The sequence below is a fragment of the Cyclobacterium jeungdonense genome, assembly GCF_010994275.1.
GTDB lineage: Bacteria > Bacteroidota > Bacteroidia > Cytophagales > Cyclobacteriaceae > Cyclobacterium > Cyclobacterium jeungdonense.
In genome coordinates, this window is record NZ_WMCD01000003.1 from 23543 (window position 1) to 43879 (window position 20337).

Below are 20337 nucleotides of genomic sequence, written 5' to 3' on the forward strand. Positions count from 1 at the left end.
AAAACGAAAACGTCGCCTCACATACCGCCGTACCCCGAAAACACGGGGCAGGCTGTACGGGTCTCGTACCTGCCCTTCACTCTGGCTCCATACTAAAAATATCCAGTGAATTCTTTGTTTTCGCTGAGTTCTACCCTCGAACTTATCGCCCGGCGAAGGCCACCCGAATGCTTCCATAGCAGTTTTCGCTAATAGGAATAATTTGGTATCTTCGACACCAGATGCTCGTGCTGTTCACACCCAAATGCTATGAATAAATGGGGTTTTATCGGTCTGAATACGTAGGTATTAGTTGCTATTTCCGCAACAAATGACCAATTTAAGTCAAAGAGTGGTTGTTTCCGAACGCAAGGGTTTGGGCTTTCGAATTCCTACCCGCCCCCGCTAGTCCCTGGCCGTGATAAGGGGCATGAAAAGCAGTCATCCATTTACTAAATCCTGACAATTATGAAAAAAGACGTAGTAGTGCTATTGGGGTTGATTTTGATTTTTTCCTGCAGCCCGGAGAGAGGGAAACAAATTGGAGTCACCAATGTAACCAAATGGAAAGATGACAAGAAAACTGCCATTTCAATTACCTATGATGATGGCACCATCAATCAGTTTACGGTAGCTAAACCGATCATGGACAAATTTCAAATGCCTGGCACTTTTTATATCATTACCGGAAAAATAGATGGGTCTCAAAAAGGTAAATTTATTGGAAGACCTAAGGAAGAGATAATTGAAGAGACAAAATTTACCGAAACGAATGAAAGTAATTTCTTTGAACGAGCATCACTCATTGGATTTACGGGAACCACTGAAGGGCCAGATTATCATTCCAGGGTTGGTTCCCTTTTTGAAGCAGGAAAAATAGAGGAAGCCTACAAACTTTTAGATGAAGGGTACTCAAAAATCAGAACCGGAGAAATTAAGACCTTAGAGAATGAAATATTTCATCATAATTCAGTTGACACGACTACCTGGCAAGATTTGAAAAAATATGCTAGCGAAGGTCACGAAATAGCAAGCCATACGGTTACTCACCCAAGACTAGCCGTCTTAGATGAAAAAAATATGGTGTACGAGCTAAAGCAAAGCAAACAGGACATCGAGAAATTTTTGGGCGAAAAATATACGTTTTCGGCGGAATGCCCCTACGGAACAGAGAACGAAAGAGTGATGGAATATGCACATGAAATTTATCCCTCACTTAGAAACAGAATGCCAGAACCTTACCTGGAAGAGTTAAATAGATCAAGCAATATAAACCCGGGAGAATCAAAAAAAGAATACGTGCAGTGGCAACGAGGGCCACTTACAAACATCGGATTGGATAAAATGAAAGAATGGGTTGATACCTGTGTAAGTCATGATAATATTTGGTTAGTCCTGGTGTTTCATGGTGTCAATGGAATCGGTTGGGAACCCAGGACCGGAAAAGAATTGGAAGACTATTTTGAATACATAAACGACCGCAGAGAACAAATTTGGGTGGCTACTTTTGCAGATGTCACTAAGTACATTAGGGAAAGGGAAAGTGCAAAAATTGAAAGCGTCGTCAATGGGAAAAGTATAAAGGTAACGCTATCATCCAACCTCGATCCAAACGTTTATGATGTACCTATTACGCTAAAAACATACGTACCTAAAAACTGGAAGTCCGTTTCGATTAATAAAGATAGGGTTATTGATGAAGTGAAATCAGATTCCTTAGGTAATTATATAACGTATTCTGCGTTCTTAGGTGAAAATGAGGTAATCCTTGAAGAAAACCGTTAGTATAATTAATCCTAAAAGGAACAACAAGAAAACGAGAACCCGCTAAGTGCAAAAGTTACCTGCATCCAGCTGGTGCCAAAGTCGATTGCACCGTAGCGGTGCTATGGAAAAATCAAGGCGAGCTAATCTTATTTCAAATGATGGGTCACGGTTCAGAACTAACCGCTTTTTTACACCTTTCCTGCCGTTTCTGTCTCGTAATATGGTCCACTTTTTATTACAAAAACCCATTTGGATTCGGATCTCCTTTGCCAATTCAAATCGGTTATGGGAAGGATTCAGGTAGATGTAATCCTATTTTTACCGTATAACTAAAAAAAGCTTCCGACTAGGTGTATTTTCCCTGATGGGCCTATTAGTGAATGACGAAATCGATACATTATTACCTTTTAAACGGGGAAAGAATTTGAATTTTTCAATCTATAATCCCTATCCATTTGATTTCTGTTTCCCACTATTCCTGATCCATTTGATTATCGCAATTCCTTTTATGATTCAACGAGAGGCAAAGAAATACGCTTAGGTGCTGATTGATAAAGAAAGTTCTATTGAAGAGTTGCATGAGGAAGATTAATCTAAAATAACCGTGGTTTTTAGATCGTCACAAAACCTAAACGGTAGGGCTTTGGGTATTTTTTTTATTTTGATAATTTAAAAAATATTAGAATATAATTTCCTACATTAGAAAGGCATACGAATAAATTATCAAAAAAAAACACCGCATAGGGTATCTGCTCCCAACGCTGAAAGATTGGAAACATCAGTGCGTTGAGAAACGCTCTATACTCGTACGATATGCCGGTAAACAGAAAAAAGAAGTACTATCAGCTGTACAATAAAATTTTTTACACTAATGAGAAAATATTATGACCAAAGCAGAGCTAAACAATCCTGATTTTCCATCTATTATTGCCGAACCCGTTTGGGACAATGAAGTTCAATGGTTTTTCAGGGAGGATTATGACGTACCTCATATGAAAGGTATTATTGATCTCGCTAGCTACCAAGAAGTTAGTAGCTTGAGTGCGAAAATATATTACTACGTCTATTATAAAATGATGCCGGCGCCCTGGGGACCAAAACCAACTCCCTGGAACGAAAATAAGGCCTTCTCATTTCGTAATTGGCTTACCCATGGCTGTCCCAAGGATCAGGCAGCTTTAGATGCATTCAAAAAGAACCAGGCTGCTATTGCCGAAGATACAAGCCTGCGTCAGAGGAAAAATATAAATGATGTTCAGGGGATTGAAAGGGAAAACCTCATCAAGGCCTTTCAGGGCATTATGGATTTGGATAACAGTGATCCAAATAGTTTTTACCAATTAGGAGGAATCCATTGGTATCCAGCCCCAACCTATTGTGAACATCATATTCATCCATTTTTAGCTTGGCATCGGGCCTATATTCTTCAATTTGAAAATGCATTACGCGCTATTCCGGGATGTGAGGACGTGACCCTTCCTTATTGGGACATTTCGGATGATCGATATCCTGAGATCTTCTCGGAAGCACCATTCGCCACGTATAAAGTACCTCAGGAGTTTATTAATCAGTACCCTCAGGAGGTTAAAAATGGATCACTGAAGGCAGATGGAAGTATTATCCGTAATGATGCTGCCACCTACAATGAGGAGAAATGGAAATATCTCAGAGATGCGTCCCACGATCCTACAAATACAAATAAGGTATATCTTGATAAAATTATTCAATTTCCAACATGGAATGCCTTTAATGGATTAACGAATAAAGGAGTATATGTTGCATCAGAATCATTGATGCATGCACATGATATGATCCATAACTGCAACGGGGCTACTACTGCCAATCAGGATGTAACTGGTTTTGAACCCGTTTTTTGGTTATTCCATGCTAACTGGGATCGTTTGATGTGGCAATGGCAAAAATTACACCATACAACCAACGTGGATGATTTTAAGAAAAATGTCAAAGCCTGTGGCGATACTACCGATTGGATTGACGGAGTTGGATTGAATATTATGGATCCTTTTACGGAAACCTTGGGACTTACCGTGGATCAGACTATCGATCTAAATAAAATGGGGGTTAACTACGTGGAGCTTCCACTTCCGCTAACGAAGCCTGAAAATTTTTCAGCCGAAGAAGTGTCTTTACATCGTAATGCGAATAAAGGCCAATCCAGCAAAAATGAGTTTACACTAAGCAATTTGTCTTACGTGTCTCTCAGAGTGAAAGATGTAAATCGCTTAAAAATTCCTGGTTCATTTACAGTTTCCTTGTATTTAGGAGGGAAATTGCTACAAACGAGATTCTTCTTCCAGGCTACAGAACCGGGAAATTGTGCTAATTGTGTGAAACAAGCACTTGTCAGCTTTGATTTTGAATTTGAAAACGAAAGACTGCAAAAAGCAGAGGGAAAAGTAAAGGTCGAGATACAACTTTCACGTGCAGACGATGAAGGTAACCGTCCTGTGATTCCTTTTAAGGAAATAGGCAATCCTACTATCAATATTCGCCTTATTCATTAAGTGGAAACAATCACAATTGCAACGAAATGAGTACATAGGCCAAGATAATAATTCTATATTCCTCCGGATAGTAAATACTATGGTGCGTGTTAGCATTTATGGAGCCTATGCTGCTTTGGGTGGTTTGAATAGATAGCCTCTAGGGTTTCTGAATTAAGATCGGATTAGGTGTAGGCAGTATCTAAATTTCCAATAAAGCTGCCTGACAATCATTCAGAAGAAAAACGATTTTAAAGGTTTCCAGTATGGAGCCGTGGGATAAAGCAGCATCCTAAAACGAATATTATTTAAATAACGAACAATTATGGAACTATCAACTTGTTTTGAACGAGTTTCACTTCTGTTTTCAACGAAACTGAACCTCTCTTATTTCGTGTTTGTGGGAATGATGCTCTTCTCGTGTGGCGAGGCAGGGAGTCATGATGAAATTCCGCCACCAGTTGTATTTTCACCTACTATCCCGGTCGATGTTGACCCTGTATTACAAGAAAAGCTGAAAAAAGAAGGAGATATTTACGCCTTAAATGAAAGCTTTAATCGCTACAGCTGGCAAGCATTTATGGCTATTCAATGGCCATTAGCTCAAGATGGAACCCCCAAATCAAAATTTACAGATGCGGGTGAACCAGCCTGGTTAGGTTGGAAAGAGGCCTTTCAGGTGTATCGGGAAGATGGTCAAAAACCAGCTCCCTGGGGAGCCCCCAGGACAGACTTTGGCCTAAAAATTCCCAAAGAGGTGCTAGCTGATGCTGGCGCTAGAATTGTACTATCGTCTAACACACCAACACACCCCGGCAACTTTAGCAATATAGCCGATGAAACCGATCAGGCTTTTGCTGGGAAGTTGTACGATCAAAACGGCAACGTGGTAGTATACGAGGTACTCATGAATCAAATTGAATTTGATTATGTAGTAGAGAATCAATTGTATAACATCAATGGTCAGTTAGATTTTACACGTACAGGCGCTATTGCGGATTTTCCGGCTGGAGATTACAACGCCGGATATTTAGGAGCCGTAGAAATAAAATTTGCATGGAAGATTTTAGAAGATACAGACATTAAATCTCGCTACTACCAAGATGAAGGCTATGTATATAACGATGCCGGCGATTTGGTTAAAAAAGATATTGGGTTAATTGGCATGCACATAAGCCAAAAAACGCCAACCGCAAAGCAGTGGGTTTGGTCCACTTTTGAGCACGTAGATAACCTGGATCAGAATGTTATTGACGTCAACGGTAAGCGGGAATTAATTCACCCAACCCTGCGTGATCCAAATTGTGAAATTTGCCCGGTAAATTACGATGTTTCTAACGGTACAACCTTTAAGTTTATGGAAGACCCGCAAGGGAATTATTGGCAATTAACCGGGAAAGATCAGCAAAAACAAGATAGTATTTACCCAGAGCAGTATTGGGCATCGGAAAATGTAATGAAAACGCAGGCTTTTAGAATGGTAGACATTCCAGTGCGTGTAAAAAACATTAACAAACAAATGCAAGCCTATTTTGCACAAGAAGGCAGTATATGGCAGTATTATTTGCTAGTTGACACGCAGTATCCATTAAACCAAAACGTACTCCCTGGACCTAATGGCAAAGAGGACAATACGGTTCCGGAGTCTGTAGTAAACAAGCCTGGTGGAGATCCAAATATTGCTTTGCTTACCAATATCACTATGGAAACATTTTTTCAAGGAGGAAACCAAAGCGCATCCGATTTAATAGAAGGCAATCCAAAAAACGTGAAAACCATTTTTGGAACCGAAAGCTGCATGGGTTGTCATTCAAGTGCCGGGATCTATAAAAATATAAATGGAGAAGTCAGTAAAAACGGAGCGCAACTCTCTGGAGATTTTAGCTGGCTTTTAGGAAAAGCCAAGTACAACGATTCAATTCCTCATCCGGTTCCGGAATAAAAAAGCAGTCCCACTCGGATATTCCGCAGGGCGATGGTCTTTTCTTCGGAATTAATAAAAGACAAGATAAAAGCTAAATGGAAAGGGATTTCCTGTGACGGCGATTGTTCTGTTTCGAATGCGTCAAAGCCGAAAGGAGTAAAAAAGGTGAGCCTGCTCCATAAGGCCAGGTGAATTTAGTTTTTCCATTTCCACAATGTCCTTTATACTGGGCGGCCTTTGCGGTGATCGGTCGTTGTACTTGTACCACTTTCGGTAAATAAGAATGCTCGATATTTGGCGAAATGAATGCACCACCAATAATCCTTAAGGATTTTGGATTATTTTGCCATCCTACCAAAACCGGTATTTCCTGAAAGTGTATTTGAAGCTATTTAGGGTTTATTAAGGGATTCGCCTCCTCCATACTTATCAAAAACCCATAACCTATGAAGGCCGAAAAAATTCTAATGGTTAATGCTTTCAAGTAAAATAAGGTTTTACCGATAAAGTTGTTTTCTATTTGTCGAGGAATGGAATTTTTAGTAGATGACTAATTTTAACTTAGCAATGCCGAAATAACTTGTCTTACTTAAAACCTATACATCAGTAAAAATGGGAAAAAGTATAAGCAGAAATAGAAAAATCATGGGCTTTCTATAAGGCACTAATTAAGCCAGAAGGGCTTCAATAATAGTAACCACGGGTGAAAACCCGTGGATTAGAAAAAACCAAGATAATTTTGGCGGTATTGTAGCCTTTTTCCGCAACAATGCTGACAAAATCCTAACACAAGTTACCAACTTAACGTTGCTTTTTCCCAAGGTATTGGAATCCGGTTTAAAAAATCCGGAAAAGTTAAAAATAGCCTGAATACAGAATTTTGGGGCAAAAATCGTATATTATCAATTCTTTTTAAAATTAACCAAATCCAAATACGATGAGAAAAATAGTGTTGTTTGCTGCTTTATTCCTGGTTCTGTTTCAGGTAAAGGCAGAATTAAAATTGCCTAAAGTTTTTGCTGACCATATGGTGTTGCAGCGGGGACAAGAAATACCCGTATGGGGTGAGGCAGATCCACGGCAGCGTGTGATTGTCACCTTTCAGGACAAAGAATATCGGGTCAGAGCCGATCGGGAAGGTAACTGGGAGCTTCGCATGGATGCTTTTCCAAAAGGGGGACCCTATATCTTAACCGTTAACACATCGAAAGAATCCCTTGCCTATGAAAACGTCATGATGGGGGATGTGTGGTTGCTGGGAGGCCAATCCAATATGGAATGGGCCTTGAAAAACACCAACAATGGAGAGGATAGCATCAAGGTGGCCGATTATCCCAATATCCGTTTGTTTGAGGTAGGAAGAGACCTGAGCCTGCAGCCACTTGACGATGTGGCGGAAGCAAAATGGTCTGTTTGTACGCCGGCCACGGTCGAGAACTTTTCCGCCATTGGTTATTATTTTGCCCGAAGAATTCAGGCGGATTTGGATGTGCCTATTGGATTACTGGATATCAATTGGGGAGGTACTGTTTCCGAGGCATGGACCAGTGCAGAGGCGCTGGCTACTCACGGAGATTTCAGCCAACGGATAGCTACCAATCAGGCAGAGGGACCCACTGATTTTTCCGACCCGGAGGTCCGAAAGCCGAACAACTGGCCTACCAGCCTTTTTTATGGGATGCTGGAGCCAGTGATACCGTTTGCCATCAAAGGAGCACTTTGGTACCAGGGCGAATCCAATGCCGGAAGGGCCTATCAATACCGGGAGATCTTTCCCCTGATGATCCAGGACTGGAGAAAACAGTGGGGACAGGGCGATTTTCCCTTTATTTGGGTGCAGTTGGCCAATTTCAGACAACCGAAAGAAAAACCGGGCGATAGTGACTGGGCCGAATTAAGGGAAGCTCAAAGCATGACCTTATCCCTTCCCAATACCGCCCAGGCGGTAATCATTGATAAAGGGGAGGCCGATGACATCCACCCCAGGGATAAATGGACGGTAGGCGAACGACTGGCCCGTGCCGCAAAGAAGGTAGCTTATGGAATGGATGTGGTCTACAGTGGCCCCACCTTTAAATCCATGGAAGTTCAGGGAAATCAGATCCGGATCAGTTTTGATCATGTGGGTTCCGGCTTGATGGTTAAGGATAAATACGGTTACGTAAAAGGTTTTGCAGTCGCTGGCGCCGACAAGGAATTTCACTGGGTCAAAGGCTTTCAGGATGGAAACCAGATCGTTTTGGAAACCGGAGATATAGACCAACCGGTTGCGGTGCGATACGGCTGGGCGGACAATCCGGATGATCTCAACCTGTATAATGAGGAAGGACTTCCCGCTGATCCGTTCCGAACGGACGACTGGCAGGGAATCACATACGGCAAGAAATAAGGCATGTAGATTTTAACCAAAGTAGTGTCCGGGTATTTCCGAAAGCGTAGCATTTGGTCTCCGGATACTACTTTTTTTATTTTACCAGAATTTTATTTTTTCCACGGCAGCTACCAGACGGTGAATATCCTCCGGAAAAACATTTCCGATATGGCCAATCCTGAAAGTAGGCGCTTGCGAAACCTTTCCCGGATAGATTACAAAGCCCTCGGATTTCAATAAGTGGTACAGTTTTTCAAAGGAAAAACCGGGATTTTTGGGTTCATGGAAGGCAGTTATGATAGGAGATTGGTCTTCAGGAGAAAGGAAAGCACGAATTCCCATATTTTCCATTCCCCGAATCAGGATTTTGTGATTCGTGCAGTAGCGTTGATACCTCGCTTCTATGCCTCCCTCTTCTTCCAGTTCTTGCAAGGCTTGTAAAAAGGCCCGAACGGTATGGGTCGGGGAAGTAAACCGCCATTTGCCCTTGTTTTTCTCCATGGTTTGCCATTGATCAAACAGGTCCAGGGAGTGACTTTTTGAATTTCCCTCACACTCCTGCAGCAGGCCTTTATCGGCCAGCACAAAACCAAATCCCGGTACCCCCTGAATGCACTTATTGGCACTGCTGATCAGGAAGTCGATTTTTGGCGCGTTTATATCCAGGGGAATACCTCCAAAGCTACTCATAGCATCCAGAATGAAAACTTTCCCCCATTTCCCTGCCAATTCGGCAATGGGCGCATACAGATTGCGCATACCGGTAGTCGTTTCGCAGTGTACCATGCCGATATGGGTGATTTCCCGATGCGCTCGCAGCGTTTTTTCCACGATTTCCGGATCCGGCTGTTTGCCTTCTGAGAAAGTCAGCACTTCCAATCCCACTCCCATCATGGAGGCAATTTTTGCCATTCGATTGCCATAAGCACCGTTTGAAATTACCAGTATGGTGCTATCGGGCTTTAGGCAGGTCCAAAGGACGGCTTCTACGGAAAAGGTACCGCTCCCCTGCATCAATACCGAAGTATACTCAGAACCACCTTGACTCAAATTTACCAGGGAAGAACGAATCGTTTGGACAAGCTCGTTGTAATCCGAATCCCAGGTGCACCAGTCCCGGTTCATGGCGGCACGAACGGTTTTACTGGTACTCAAAGGTCCGGGAGTAAGCAATAAATAGGGATTTTCTGGTATCATCATGATGGTAATAGGCAAAAATACGGATGCTAAATATAAGCTTTCCGCACTATAATTTCAGAAATCTGACTGAAATTAGTATCTTCCTCAGTGAACCGTTTACAACAACATGGATAATTTTATTTCAGGCATCCACAATTATTGTGAGGCAGGGATTTGATCAATAAACTTATACTTCAAATAAGCTGATGCTGAAATAGGATTTGCTATCGGTAAAATGATGGTCGTTTTTGAATCCCGCATTTTCCCTAATCCGATCCAAGTCATGCAGGCTGTATTTTTGCGAAATCTCCATATGGATGGCTTCATAGGGAGAAAAAGTAAGGGTGTGGCCAGATACCCGGACCTTTTGTTCGACTTTACTGATCAGGTAGCTTTTGGTGGCTCCGCTGATGGGATCATAACTGGCATAATGATCAAAATCAGCGGTATTGAAATTTCCATTTAATTCCCTATTGATCCTGTCCAGAAGGTTGATATTAAACCTTTTGGTGATGCCGGCGGGATCATCATACGCTGCAAGGATGGTTCTGGGATGTTTTTTAAGGTCAACTCCCAGCATAAAGTAATCCCCCTTTCCCATAAAACTTTTCACAAACCGGATAAAGTCAAGGGCTTTTTTCCCTTCAAAATTTCCAATATTGCTGCCAAGAAACAGAATAATTTTCGGGATCTCTCTTGATGAAATATTTTTCAGGGTTTCAAAGTAATCCCCGGCAATAGGTTTGACACAAAGACCGGGAAGTTTCTGCCGCATGATTTCTTCATTTACCGAAAGTATTTCGGGAGAAATGTCCAGGGGAATATAGGTGACTTTCTTCTTTTCCCGGATCATGGCATCCAGAAAAAACGCGGTTTTACTGCCATCTCCGGCACCAAGTTCTACTACGTCGTAGCTAGCCTGCGGGAGTTTGTTGATGATGTCTTTTACCCGGTGTTGTAAGATTTCTGTTTCGCAACCAGGGAGGTAGTATTCCGGCATGTGCATGATTTGCTGGAAAATGGCAGAGCCTTTATCATCATAAAAGTATTTGGAAAAAAGTCTTTTGGGGTTTGATTGCAATCCCTTCAAGATATCCTTTTCAAATGTGTCTGTTGTCATAGCGATTGGGCGAGCCTGATTCCTGAAAAAATCCATCGGGAGGCTGGTGCAAAGAAGTTTCGGTAGCTTTTTCTGCTATGTTCCGGAGCAGTGGCCGCAGATGCCCCTCTCAAAACATGCTGATTGATCATAAATTTTCCGTTGTATTCCCCCAATGCTCCCGGAGCTTTTTGAAACCCGGGGTAGGGTAGGTAGGCACTTCCTGTCCATTCCCAGAGTTGGCCCCACGAAAATCGGTCAGCGGCAGCCTCCCACTCGAATTCCGTAGGTAGGCGCAGGCCTTTCCATTCGGCAAAGGCATAGGCCTCGTACATGCTCACATGTTGAACCGGTAGTGACGGGTCCACAGGTACCAGTCCATTTAGCGTATAATGGTACCATTCTCCTTTGGTATAATGCCAGTATAGGGGAGCCTCTAGCTTGTTTTTTTGCAGGTAATCCCAGCCGTCGGCATGCCAAAGATTAAAATCCGAATAGGCTCCGGAAGCAATGAATTCCATGAATTCGCCATTAGTCACTAATTTGCTGCCGATCTGGTAAGGCTCCAGAAAGACTCGGTGCCTGCCTAGCTCATTGTCGTAACAAAACTCATCGCCGGAATAGCCGATTTCATAAATCCCCTCTTCCATCCGTATCCAGGAGAATTCCTGGTTTTCAGCCTTCAAAACAAATGAATCTCCATATACTGGAAATGTGGGTTGATGGCCTAAAATGTATTTGATATCATATACCAGCAATTCCTGGTGTTGTTGCTCGTGATGAATGCCTAACTTCAGGATTTCCAGGGCTTCGGTAACGGCGTTGCCAGAAGAAAGCAGCTCCAACACTTCCTCTGTCACGTGAGATCGGAAATCCATTATCTCCTTTACGGGAGGCCGGCTCATCAGGCCCCTGTTTGGTCGCAAAACCCGTTCGCCTGCATTGTTATAGTAGCTATTAAATAAATATGCAAAATCCGTGTTGTAAACCTTATAACCCGACTTGTATGGGCCAAGCAGAAACTGCTCAAAAAACCAGGTGGAATGCGCCAAATGCCATTTGGGCGGGGAGACATCAACGATGGGTTGGGGCACATGGTCTTCTGGTGTTAAAGGCGCACAAATTTGCTCCGTTTGCCTACGACAGTCTTTGAATTTTTGAACCATCGCTTGAAAAATGGTTTCCGGTTGGCTTAATTCCGTTGGCATACGATGATTGTTTTTAAGTTTTGCAGGGTCGCCCTTCAAAAAATGCAGGGAGGCAATCAACCTCCCTTTATTTTTTGATTCAAAGAATGTCTAAAAATAGCATCCTTCAATGGAATATAAAATCAATTACTCATAAAGTTCCACAATCATGTCGATTTCCACGGAGATATTGTTGGGCAGCGAACTCATACCTATGGCGGCTCGGGCGTGCTTTCCCTTGTCGCCAAAAACTTCTACCATCAGGTCAGAGAAGCCGTTGATTACCTGAGAATGTTGCTTGAAGGACGGATCTGCATTGACCATGCCCTGGGCACGAACGATGTTTTTTACCCGGTTGAGATCTCCTATTTCGGCCTTAAGCGAAGAGAGCAATGAAATGCCCGTAAAGCGGGCCGCCTCGATACCCTGCTCCAATTCCAATTCAGATCCCAGTTTACCGATAACCTGAGTACCATCGGGTCTATCCGGACCATGCCCTGCCAGGTAAACCACATTTCCCACGGTTTTGGCTTTGAGGTAATTGGCGGTGGGTGGGTTTGGCATGATCAATTCAATGCCCAGATCCCGGAGTCGTTGTTCCGCATCAATACCGTCTCCCGGTTGTTCCTGGGCAGGTGGTTCATCCGAAACTTCGGACGCCTTTTCCTCACAGGCAAGGAGTAAAAAGAGGGACAATGACAGGAGTAATGCATAATTTTTCATAAATCTGTTTGTTTTTAAAGGTGGTGAAATCCGGTCATTTGGGTAAATTCAACTATATAAAACCTCAGGTTGCCAATGGAGGGCCAGAGGGAACCATTATCTTTTCTTTTCGGGGCGCCTCTCCGGATTTTTTGGCTGTAAATTTTGCCGTCAGGTATTCTCCCATGAACACTTCCCCTGCGAGGGTATCTCCGCTTAAGTTACCCGTAAACATAAAGGTTACCGAATCGCCTGGTTTTCGGAAATTACTACGCAGGACAACTTTGTTTCCTTCGATGGTGCCGTAAATATCCTGGTTGGCAAAATCACTTATATGTGTGCCATTGATCCAGTTTTCGTCCTGCGTCAAAGCCCATGTATGCGTGCTTTGGCTACTGAAAAAGGCCATTTCGACGTCCCATTTTCCGCTGAGATTTGCGGCAGCCGGAATCATGGAGTTGTTTACCGCTTTTCTTTTTTCCGACAGCGTTTGATGAATTCGATCGGCAATCACCTTGGCTTCTCCCTCCTGCATTTGGTTAGGGCTGATGGTAATCGAGGTAAGCCCATCCTGGTTTCTGCTGCCTACTGCAATCCGGGGAGCCGTGCGGCCAAAGAGTTCAGCTACCTCGGCACCCGTGATGTGCAGGTTATCTGGATCCCAATGAATCTGTAGCATGGGAGCGCGGTTATTCAGGCCATCAGGCATGTTGATGGAATGGGTCACTCCTTTGATTTTTGTAGCCCGATCGGCAATTTGGTTGAGCCATTGCATCCAGGTTTCCCATTCTTTTTCGTGGTCGCGGGTGGTCCATGCTTCCACTGCTGCCAGCATGCCCAGCATTTCCTCCTTACCCACTTTATTGTCCCTCCCCGGGCCATGGTGGGGAGAGCTCGCCTGCCAGGCAGACAACATCAGGTCTTTTCTTCCCAGTAACAGGCCCGCGCATTGGGGTCCGCAGATCGCTTTCCCCCCACTGTAGGCAACCATGGTGGCACCTCTTTCAAAATGCACACAGGGGATGGTCAGATTCTCGGCAGCCGCATCCATTAAAATGGGGACCTCGTGACTTTTAGCGATTTTAGCGATGTTTTCCAGGGACAAGGGTTGGCCTGTAGAAGCTCCCCTACCGGAAATCAAGTAGATCATGGCCGTTTTGGGACTTAGTGCGCGTTCTAATTCCTCGGGACTGTCGACCTCTACAATGGTCACGCCGATGTTTCGCACCGCATGATCGTATACGTTTCTGGAATGTCTTGGAATGATGACTTCGGTTTTGTCCATTCCCGACAAGTCGGGTATTCTGAGGAGTTTTTCCGGATTGCCACCGGTTACACAGGCAGCCGTTGCGTGCTTCATGGCCGCTGCACAACCTGCGGTTATGATCCCAAAATCTGCTTTTGTAATTTCTGCCAGCCGCTCGCCAATAGCAAAAGCAAGCTCATCGTATTGCACAAAGTTTTTAGCAGCTGCGGCCATGGCCTGATGCACTTCCGGGCGCTCTATGGAGCCGCCGATAATGGTAAAGGTGCCCCGGCAATTGATGATGGGTTCCACGCCCAGGGAACGGTAAATGTTTTCGTCCAGAGCAAGAGGGCCGGTTGCCTTTTTTCGGTTGTTGATGAGTGGCGACATGCTCATCAAGCTTCCACCCATTGGCAGAATCGCCAGGTTTTTGATCATTTCTCTTCTATCCATAACATGTGTTAGTTATAATTTTTAGCCGCCAGCCCGTTCAGATCATAGACGACCTTACCGCCTTTTATGGTCAGCTCTGTTTCCAATTTGTGTTTTCCGTTAATTCGTTTCCCGCCTGCATCTACAAAGCCAAAATCACCTTCCAGTAATTTTAACAGCGTCAAATCCGCGACGGCTCCCTCGGTCAAATGGCCTAAATCTGGTCGTTGAATGACCTGGGCCGCTTGCCAGGAGGCCCGCTGAATGACTTCTTCCACCTCCATTCCCATGGCGATGAATTTAGACATTACATTCAGCATGTTTTTCATGCCGGAATTCATGCTAAACCGGTGGAGGTCTGTACCAAATGTGTGAGGTTTCAAGCCCTGTTGCAAAGCCGGGATAGCCTGACTAAACCAAAACCCCGCCCCGCCATGTCCAACATCGAAATGCACACCTCGCTCGTAAGCCGCCATAACGAAGGGGCGCAGCTGACCTTGTTCATCCACGATGGGCATGCGTTCTTCAATTTCCTCAAAACTGTGGGTCAAAATATCTCCTGGCCTCATTTTTTCCAATTGCTCGGCCAGGGTATACCGGGGCAGGTGGCACTCCACCAGCAAGGGTTTTTGGGCATTTCCCGATGCCAATAATGCGTTTTCAAAGGGCAACCACTCGGGTCCTGTATAATGCCCTATCTTGATGCCAACCAAAATGTCCGGATACCGCTGAAGCATTTCCAGGGCTTTTTCCGGATCCATGTCTTGCAGGTTCTCCTGTGTCGAATGGCCGCTCATTCCGGTACCCACAATATTTAAAAAAGCCAATACCCTGGTCTGAGAGGCGTCAATCACGTTTTTTTTGAAGGTTTCAAAATTCCTCCAGCCGGAAGTACCGGCATCGACTACGGTCGTGATGCCTGAGCGGAAAGTAAAATCATCCGGGGAAACACTGGAAAAACCATCCGCAAAAGTCCTGGCTTTGCTTCCCACAAAAACGTGGGTATGAATGTCGATCAATCCGGGGCTCATAATCAATCCGGAGGCGTCGACTACTTTTTTGGCCTTATCCGGCGAGATGGATTGAGCTACCCTCGCTATTTTCCCACCTGCTATCCCTACGTCCATGGTGTCCTGGATCTTGTTTTTGGCATCGATCAGGTAGGCTCCTCTGATGAGTATATCAAAATCCTGGGCCGAAAGTGGCAACCAAAAAGAAAGCCCCAGAATAAGTAAATACAGCTGTTTCATCTGTTTATAATTTTATTGGTCATAACCTGTCCCGATGTTAAATCGGAAGAATCTCGCATGATTTATAATCATCCCTCCGAGGGTCGCTTGCATCATGCTTGATTTCACTGGTAGATAACCATTTAGCGGTTTCTAATCTCAGTTTCCCAGTGAGGAGCGTTGATTCCGTTTAGGTCCCATACGATTCTGCCGGCCCTCAGGGTCAATTCGGTTTCCAATCGTTGATTGCCGTCAATTCGCGTTCTACGGATATCCTGAAAGCCAAAATCTCCTTCCACCAACCGAAATACAGCGATGTCTGCTTCTGAACCGGGGTCCAGATTTCCTAAATCCTCCCTGTTGATCACCTGCGCGGGATTCCAGGTGGCCCTGAGAATGACTTCTTCCAGACTCAGTCCCATGTTCATAAACTTGGAAAGTAGGTTTGCCATGTCTTTGAACCCCCCATTCATGCTGTCTTTATGCAGATCAGAGCTAATCACATCCGGCAAAAAACCCTGCTCAATAGCCGGTATAGCCTGTCTAAAGGAAAAAGCTCCTCCACCATGTCCGACATCAAAACGGATTCCTCTTTCCTGTGCTTCAAAAACAAAGGGTTTTACTTTCAGATTTTCATCCACAATGGTCTCCCGGTTATTGGGGCCGTAGGAAAAGGTATGGGTGAAAATATCGCCGGGTCGCAGGTGCTGCATAAAAAGCGCCTCTATGGAATTGGGTGGTTGGTGCTCTCCAAAATCCACCATAACCGGTACGTTAGCTAGCTTCCCGGCTTCAACAGCTATATCCACCTGGGTAAAATCTCCCCAATAATGCGCCGATTTGATACCTACCAGTATCTCCGGAAATAACCGATTGATCATGTATGCCGTCATTGTAGGATTCATATCCATCACGTTCTGCTCCTCGAATCTACCGTACATACCGGTGCCTACGATATTCAGTAGCGCCAACACACGGGTTTGTGAACGGTCAATGGTTTGCTCTTTAAATTGACGGAAATTTCTCCATCCGGAAGACCCTGCATCCACGACGGTGGTAACCCCAGATCGGAACGTAAATCCATCGGGAGGAAGGCTGGTCAGGGCATCGGCGATGTAGGAATCCGTATTGGTGCCATGAAATACGTGCACATGCATGTCTACCAGTCCGGGGGTAATGTACAACCCACTTACATCAAGCGTTTTTTTTGCACTGCTGGCAGGAATGTCTTTTTCAACCTTAAGTATGGTTTTGCCTGAGATAGCCAGGTCCATAGGTTCGTTGATTCCATTTTTCGGATCCAGCAGATGGCCACCTTTTAATAAAAGATCGATCTCCTGGGCGGCAACTGGAACTGTGCCGAGCAGTACTATGCAACCAACAGCAAGCAGTTGGTGCAACAACAAACCGAAGAGGAATTTACAGTTTTTCAATGCGTGTTGGATTTAAAGTGATAGAAGCGACGAACGAAGATTTTTCTTTCGGGAAGTACGGAAATATTGCAAAAAAAAATGTTTTTACAAAGCCCTATTTTATTAAATGCCTGCTTACCGACTGTTTTGCTTTTTATTGAGGATAAAAATTTTCAAATTAACAGCTTGCTAACCCAGATTTACCTTGTCACTTTATGAAAGAAACCAACAAAACCCCGAAAACTAATTTTTTACAAAAAATATGGATCTGGATGCTCGGTATAGGGCCCGGTATTTTCTGCATTGGCTATACTATAGGCACGGGAAGTGTCACTTCCATGGCCAAAGCCGGTAGCCAATTCGGCATGCAGTTGCTCTGGGTTTTGGTGCTGAGTTGTCTGTTTTCATGGGTGTTAATGGAAGCCTATGGAAGGTACGCTGTCATTACCGGGCAAACGTCTATCTATAGTTTCAAAACCAAATTAAAAGGAGGCAAGCTCATATCCTACCTGATAGTGGGAGGGATCGTTTTGGCGCAATGGAATTCCTTATCAGGTATATTGGGTCTGAGCGCCAATGCCATTTACGAAATGGCTATCCTGTTTTTTCCTGGACTTTCAGGGGACTCTTACTGGCCGGTGCTGGGAATTGCCATCGTATTGATTGTGTTGATGTACTCCTTGCTATGGGTGGGGCAGTACTCCTTTTTCGAAAAGGTATTGATCGTTTTTGTGACCATCATGGGGATTTCCTTTATTATCTCCATGTTCGTGGTGTTACCCGACCCTGCCCAGATGGTCAGAGGGCTTGTTCCATCCGTGCCAGATGTGGCTGGGGGTAAGTTATTGGTGGCGGCTTTCGTGGGAACCACCATGGCCGCACCTACTTTTATAGTAAGACCCCTGTTGATGAAAGGGAAGGGATGGGGACCTGCGCATACGCGGGAACAATCCAAAGACGCACTGACCAGCGCAATTTTGATGTTGATAATTAATTTGTCCATCATGGCTGCTGCGACTGGCGCCCTTTACGCCGAGGGTAAGACCATAGAAAAGGTAATGGATATGGTATACACCCTGGAGCCGGTCGCCGGTAAATTTGCCGTTGCCCTCTTTATGACGGGTGCCTTGAGTGCCGGGTTATCCTCTGTTTTTCCTATTTTGATGGTCGCTCCTCTGCTGGTTGCTGACTACAAAGAAGGGGAACTGGATACCGGATCCAGTAGATTCAGGATATTAACGGGAATTGCCTGCGTGGTTGGGTTGACCGTTCCCATCCTGGGAGCCAATCCGATTTTTGCTCAGATCTTAACCCAGGTGGCCGCCGTATTCGTTTTGCCCCTTGTCATTGCCTGCATGTTGTACCTTATTAACCAAAACCAGCTTATGGGCTCCCATAAAGCGGGTTTCTGGCTCAACCTGGGATTGGTCGCGGCCTTGGTGTTTGCCTGCGTGATTTCTTATACAGGTTACCTGGCTTTGATGGAATTGGTGTAACTCTAATCTGTCTTTTGTTCTTGTCTATTGTTCTTGAGAATTGGTGCGTAAGGAGGCTACTTCCTCGGGCATGACAGGGCTGGCCTGGTTTTCAAAATTCTGGCGGAGATATGTCAGCACACTTGCAATTTGCTGGTCATCAAGAAATCCATGGGCTGGCATCACGTTATCGTATCGTTCTCCGTTCACTTCTATTTCCCCGTCCAGTCCCTGTAGTACGATCCGGATTAGACGCTCTTTATCCCCGGACACCCATTCGGTTTGATGCAGACCGGGAATTCTTCCTGCCGCTCCTTTTCCATCCCGCTGATGGCAAGGGGCGCAATAAGTAGTGTATACCTGGTTTCCCTGAGGCTGTTTTCCTCGGTATAGGTTGTCCTGCTCCGGATGGGGGTTGCGAATATTGGCTAACTGTTTTTGCGCTTCCATGGCTGCAAGTGATTCTTCGCCAAAGGAATTTTTATCGCCTGTGAAGAGGACTCGCCAAATACGGCCCTTATTTGAATCCGAAATGTACAGGGAACCATCCGGCCCCTCTGCCAGCCCCATAGGCCTGAATTCCGCATCGCTTACATTTACTATTGGATTGGTTCCGGCAAAGCCATTGGCAAAAACCTCCCAATCACCGGTAGGTTGGCCGTTTTCAAAGGGTACGAATGCGACAAAATAGCCGGACTGAGGATAGGGTGCCCTGTTGGTGGAGCCATGAAAGGCCACGAAAGCACCTCCTTTATACCTCTCCGGAAACTGGTCGCCTTTATAAAATAGCAAATCGTTGGGAGCCCAATGACCCGGGAACCCCATCGCAGGATCATCCATATCTCCACACCTACCAATGATTTTTCCGTCTCCTCCGTATTCGGGAGCCAGCACCTTTTTCCTCTGAATCTGATCGTAATAGCAATACGGCCAGCCGTAATCGGCTCCTTGGGTCACTTTTATAAACTCCTCCGAAGGCAAAACGGCACTCTCCCAGGGCGTAAAGGTTTCCGGATAGAGCAGGTGGAGGTTATCCCTTCCGTGCATGACCAGGTACAGGTGATTGTCCTGCTGGTTAAAATCCATGGCCACCACACTACGTATACCTGTGGCATACAGTTCTCCGTCTTTCTGGGTCATTCCCAGTTTGTCCTTTGGGAACTTCCAGATCCCACCATGTTCGATCAGCTCGGGGCAGGGATCAAGTCCTTCGGAACCGGGAATGCCACCCGGTTTATTTACCAGGTCCTGGCAGGCATTGGAAGGGCTGCCAAAGGGTACATACATGTTTCCTTCCATGTCAAAGGAAACCGGTTTGGTGATATGCCAGTGGATGCCGTGTTCGTGGTCATCCGTAAGCACGACTTCCATAGGGCTGTCGGGGATTAGCTGTCCCGGTACGAGCCGATTTCGGTACACTACTCTGGCGGCACTATAATATAAGTATCCGTCGTGGATGCGCATGCCGTTTGCCAGACTGCCTTCGTCTTCATATTCCCCGAAATAGGAGATGATGTCTGCTTTTCCGTCACCAGTGGTATCCCTTAAGGCTACGTTGCTGCCTACTTCTCTTGCATACCTTAATTTGACATAGATATCCCCATTTTCATTAACAGCGAGATGCCTTCCTTTACCGATACTATCTACTACTACCAAGGCTCCAAATCCGCCGGGGAGGGAAAGTCCGCCATTATCCTGGTCGGGATGAGGTAAAGGGGCCGGATTTTGACAGGAATAGGCAACAAAAATTATCCATGTTAAAAGGAAAATAAAATTGATAGGCGGTGAAAGGGTACGATTCATTGGTGTAAAGCAAATTTTCAATTGTAAT

Annotated in this window: 13 protein-coding genes; 5 read left to right on the forward strand and 8 right to left on the reverse strand. The window is 44.9% G+C overall.

Annotated features, from left to right (window positions below; translation table 11 throughout):
- Positions 1 to 447: 447 nt before the first annotated feature.
- The 4 genes from GKS34_RS07650 (at position 448) to GKS34_RS07665 (ending at position 8563) form a co-directional block, all read left to right on the forward strand.
- Positions 448 to 1764, forward strand: a complete 1317-nt coding sequence (locus GKS34_RS07650) for a polysaccharide deacetylase family protein (protein ID WP_163384229.1) — start codon at positions 448 to 450, stop codon at positions 1762 to 1764.
- Between the two features lie 866 nt (positions 1765 to 2630).
- Complete coding sequence (locus GKS34_RS07655; protein WP_163384230.1) at positions 2631 to 4271, forward strand: tyrosinase family protein; 1641 nt, start codon at positions 2631 to 2633, stop codon at positions 4269 to 4271.
- 304 nt (positions 4272 to 4575) lie between these two features.
- Complete coding sequence (locus GKS34_RS07660; RefSeq protein ID WP_163384231.1) at positions 4576 to 6192, forward strand: hypothetical protein; 1617 nt, start codon at positions 4576 to 4578, stop codon at positions 6190 to 6192.
- A 919-nt stretch (positions 6193 to 7111) separates the two neighbouring features.
- Positions 7112 to 8563 (forward strand): sialate O-acetylesterase, encoded by a 1452-nt coding sequence (locus tag GKS34_RS07665; protein ID WP_163384232.1) that lies wholly within the window; start codon positions 7112 to 7114, stop codon positions 8561 to 8563.
- Positions 8564 to 8644: 81 nt separating this feature from the next.
- Here the strand turns inward: GKS34_RS07665 and phnW are convergent, their stop codons facing one another.
- The 7 genes from phnW to GKS34_RS07700 all read right to left on the reverse strand — a co-directional run bounded on the left by phnW (position 8645) and on the right by GKS34_RS07700 (position 17019).
- A complete protein-coding gene (gene phnW / locus GKS34_RS07670) occupies positions 8645 to 9745 on the reverse strand; it encodes a 2-aminoethylphosphonate--pyruvate transaminase (RefSeq protein WP_240459229.1) in 1101 nt (366 codons plus the stop codon).
- 166 nt (positions 9746 to 9911) lie between these two features.
- A complete protein-coding gene (egtD, locus tag GKS34_RS07675; RefSeq protein ID WP_163384233.1) occupies positions 9912 to 10844 on the reverse strand; it encodes an L-histidine N(alpha)-methyltransferase in 933 nt (310 codons plus the stop codon).
- Complete coding sequence (gene egtB, locus GKS34_RS07680; protein WP_240459230.1) at positions 10841 to 12031, reverse strand: ergothioneine biosynthesis protein EgtB; 1191 nt, start codon at positions 12029 to 12031, stop codon at positions 10841 to 10843. The genes egtD and egtB overlap by 4 nt, the downstream gene beginning before the upstream one ends.
- A gap of 126 nt (positions 12032 to 12157) precedes the next feature.
- Complete coding sequence (locus tag GKS34_RS07685; protein ID WP_163384234.1) at positions 12158 to 12733, reverse strand: RidA family protein; 576 nt, start codon at positions 12731 to 12733, stop codon at positions 12158 to 12160.
- Positions 12734 to 12797: 64 nt separating this feature from the next.
- On the reverse strand, positions 12798 to 14411 hold the full coding sequence (locus GKS34_RS07690; RefSeq protein WP_163384235.1) for an aminotransferase class V-fold PLP-dependent enzyme: 1614 nt from the start codon (positions 14409 to 14411) through the stop codon (positions 12798 to 12800).
- A gap of 8 nt (positions 14412 to 14419) precedes the next feature.
- Positions 14420 to 15640 (reverse strand): amidohydrolase/deacetylase family metallohydrolase, encoded by a 1221-nt coding sequence (locus GKS34_RS07695; protein WP_163384236.1) that lies wholly within the window; start codon positions 15638 to 15640, stop codon positions 14420 to 14422.
- A gap of 122 nt (positions 15641 to 15762) precedes the next feature.
- Positions 15763 to 17019 carry an amidohydrolase/deacetylase family metallohydrolase gene (locus GKS34_RS07700; protein WP_240459256.1) on the reverse strand — a complete coding sequence of 419 codons (1257 nt, stop codon included), beginning with the start codon at positions 17017 to 17019 and terminating at the stop codon, positions 15763 to 15765.
- 284 nt (positions 17020 to 17303) lie between these two features.
- On the opposite strand from GKS34_RS07700, the gene GKS34_RS07705 reads away from it, so the two are divergent.
- On the forward strand, positions 17304 to 18527 hold the full coding sequence (locus tag GKS34_RS07705) for an Nramp family divalent metal transporter (protein WP_240459231.1): 1224 nt from the start codon (positions 17304 to 17306) through the stop codon (positions 18525 to 18527).
- Positions 18528 to 18551: 24 nt separating this feature from the next.
- On the opposite strand, the gene GKS34_RS07710 is transcribed toward GKS34_RS07705, so the two are convergent.
- Complete coding sequence (locus tag GKS34_RS07710; RefSeq protein WP_163384239.1) at positions 18552 to 20309, reverse strand: PQQ-dependent sugar dehydrogenase; 1758 nt, start codon at positions 20307 to 20309, stop codon at positions 18552 to 18554.
- Positions 20310 to 20337: the final 28 nt, after the last annotated feature.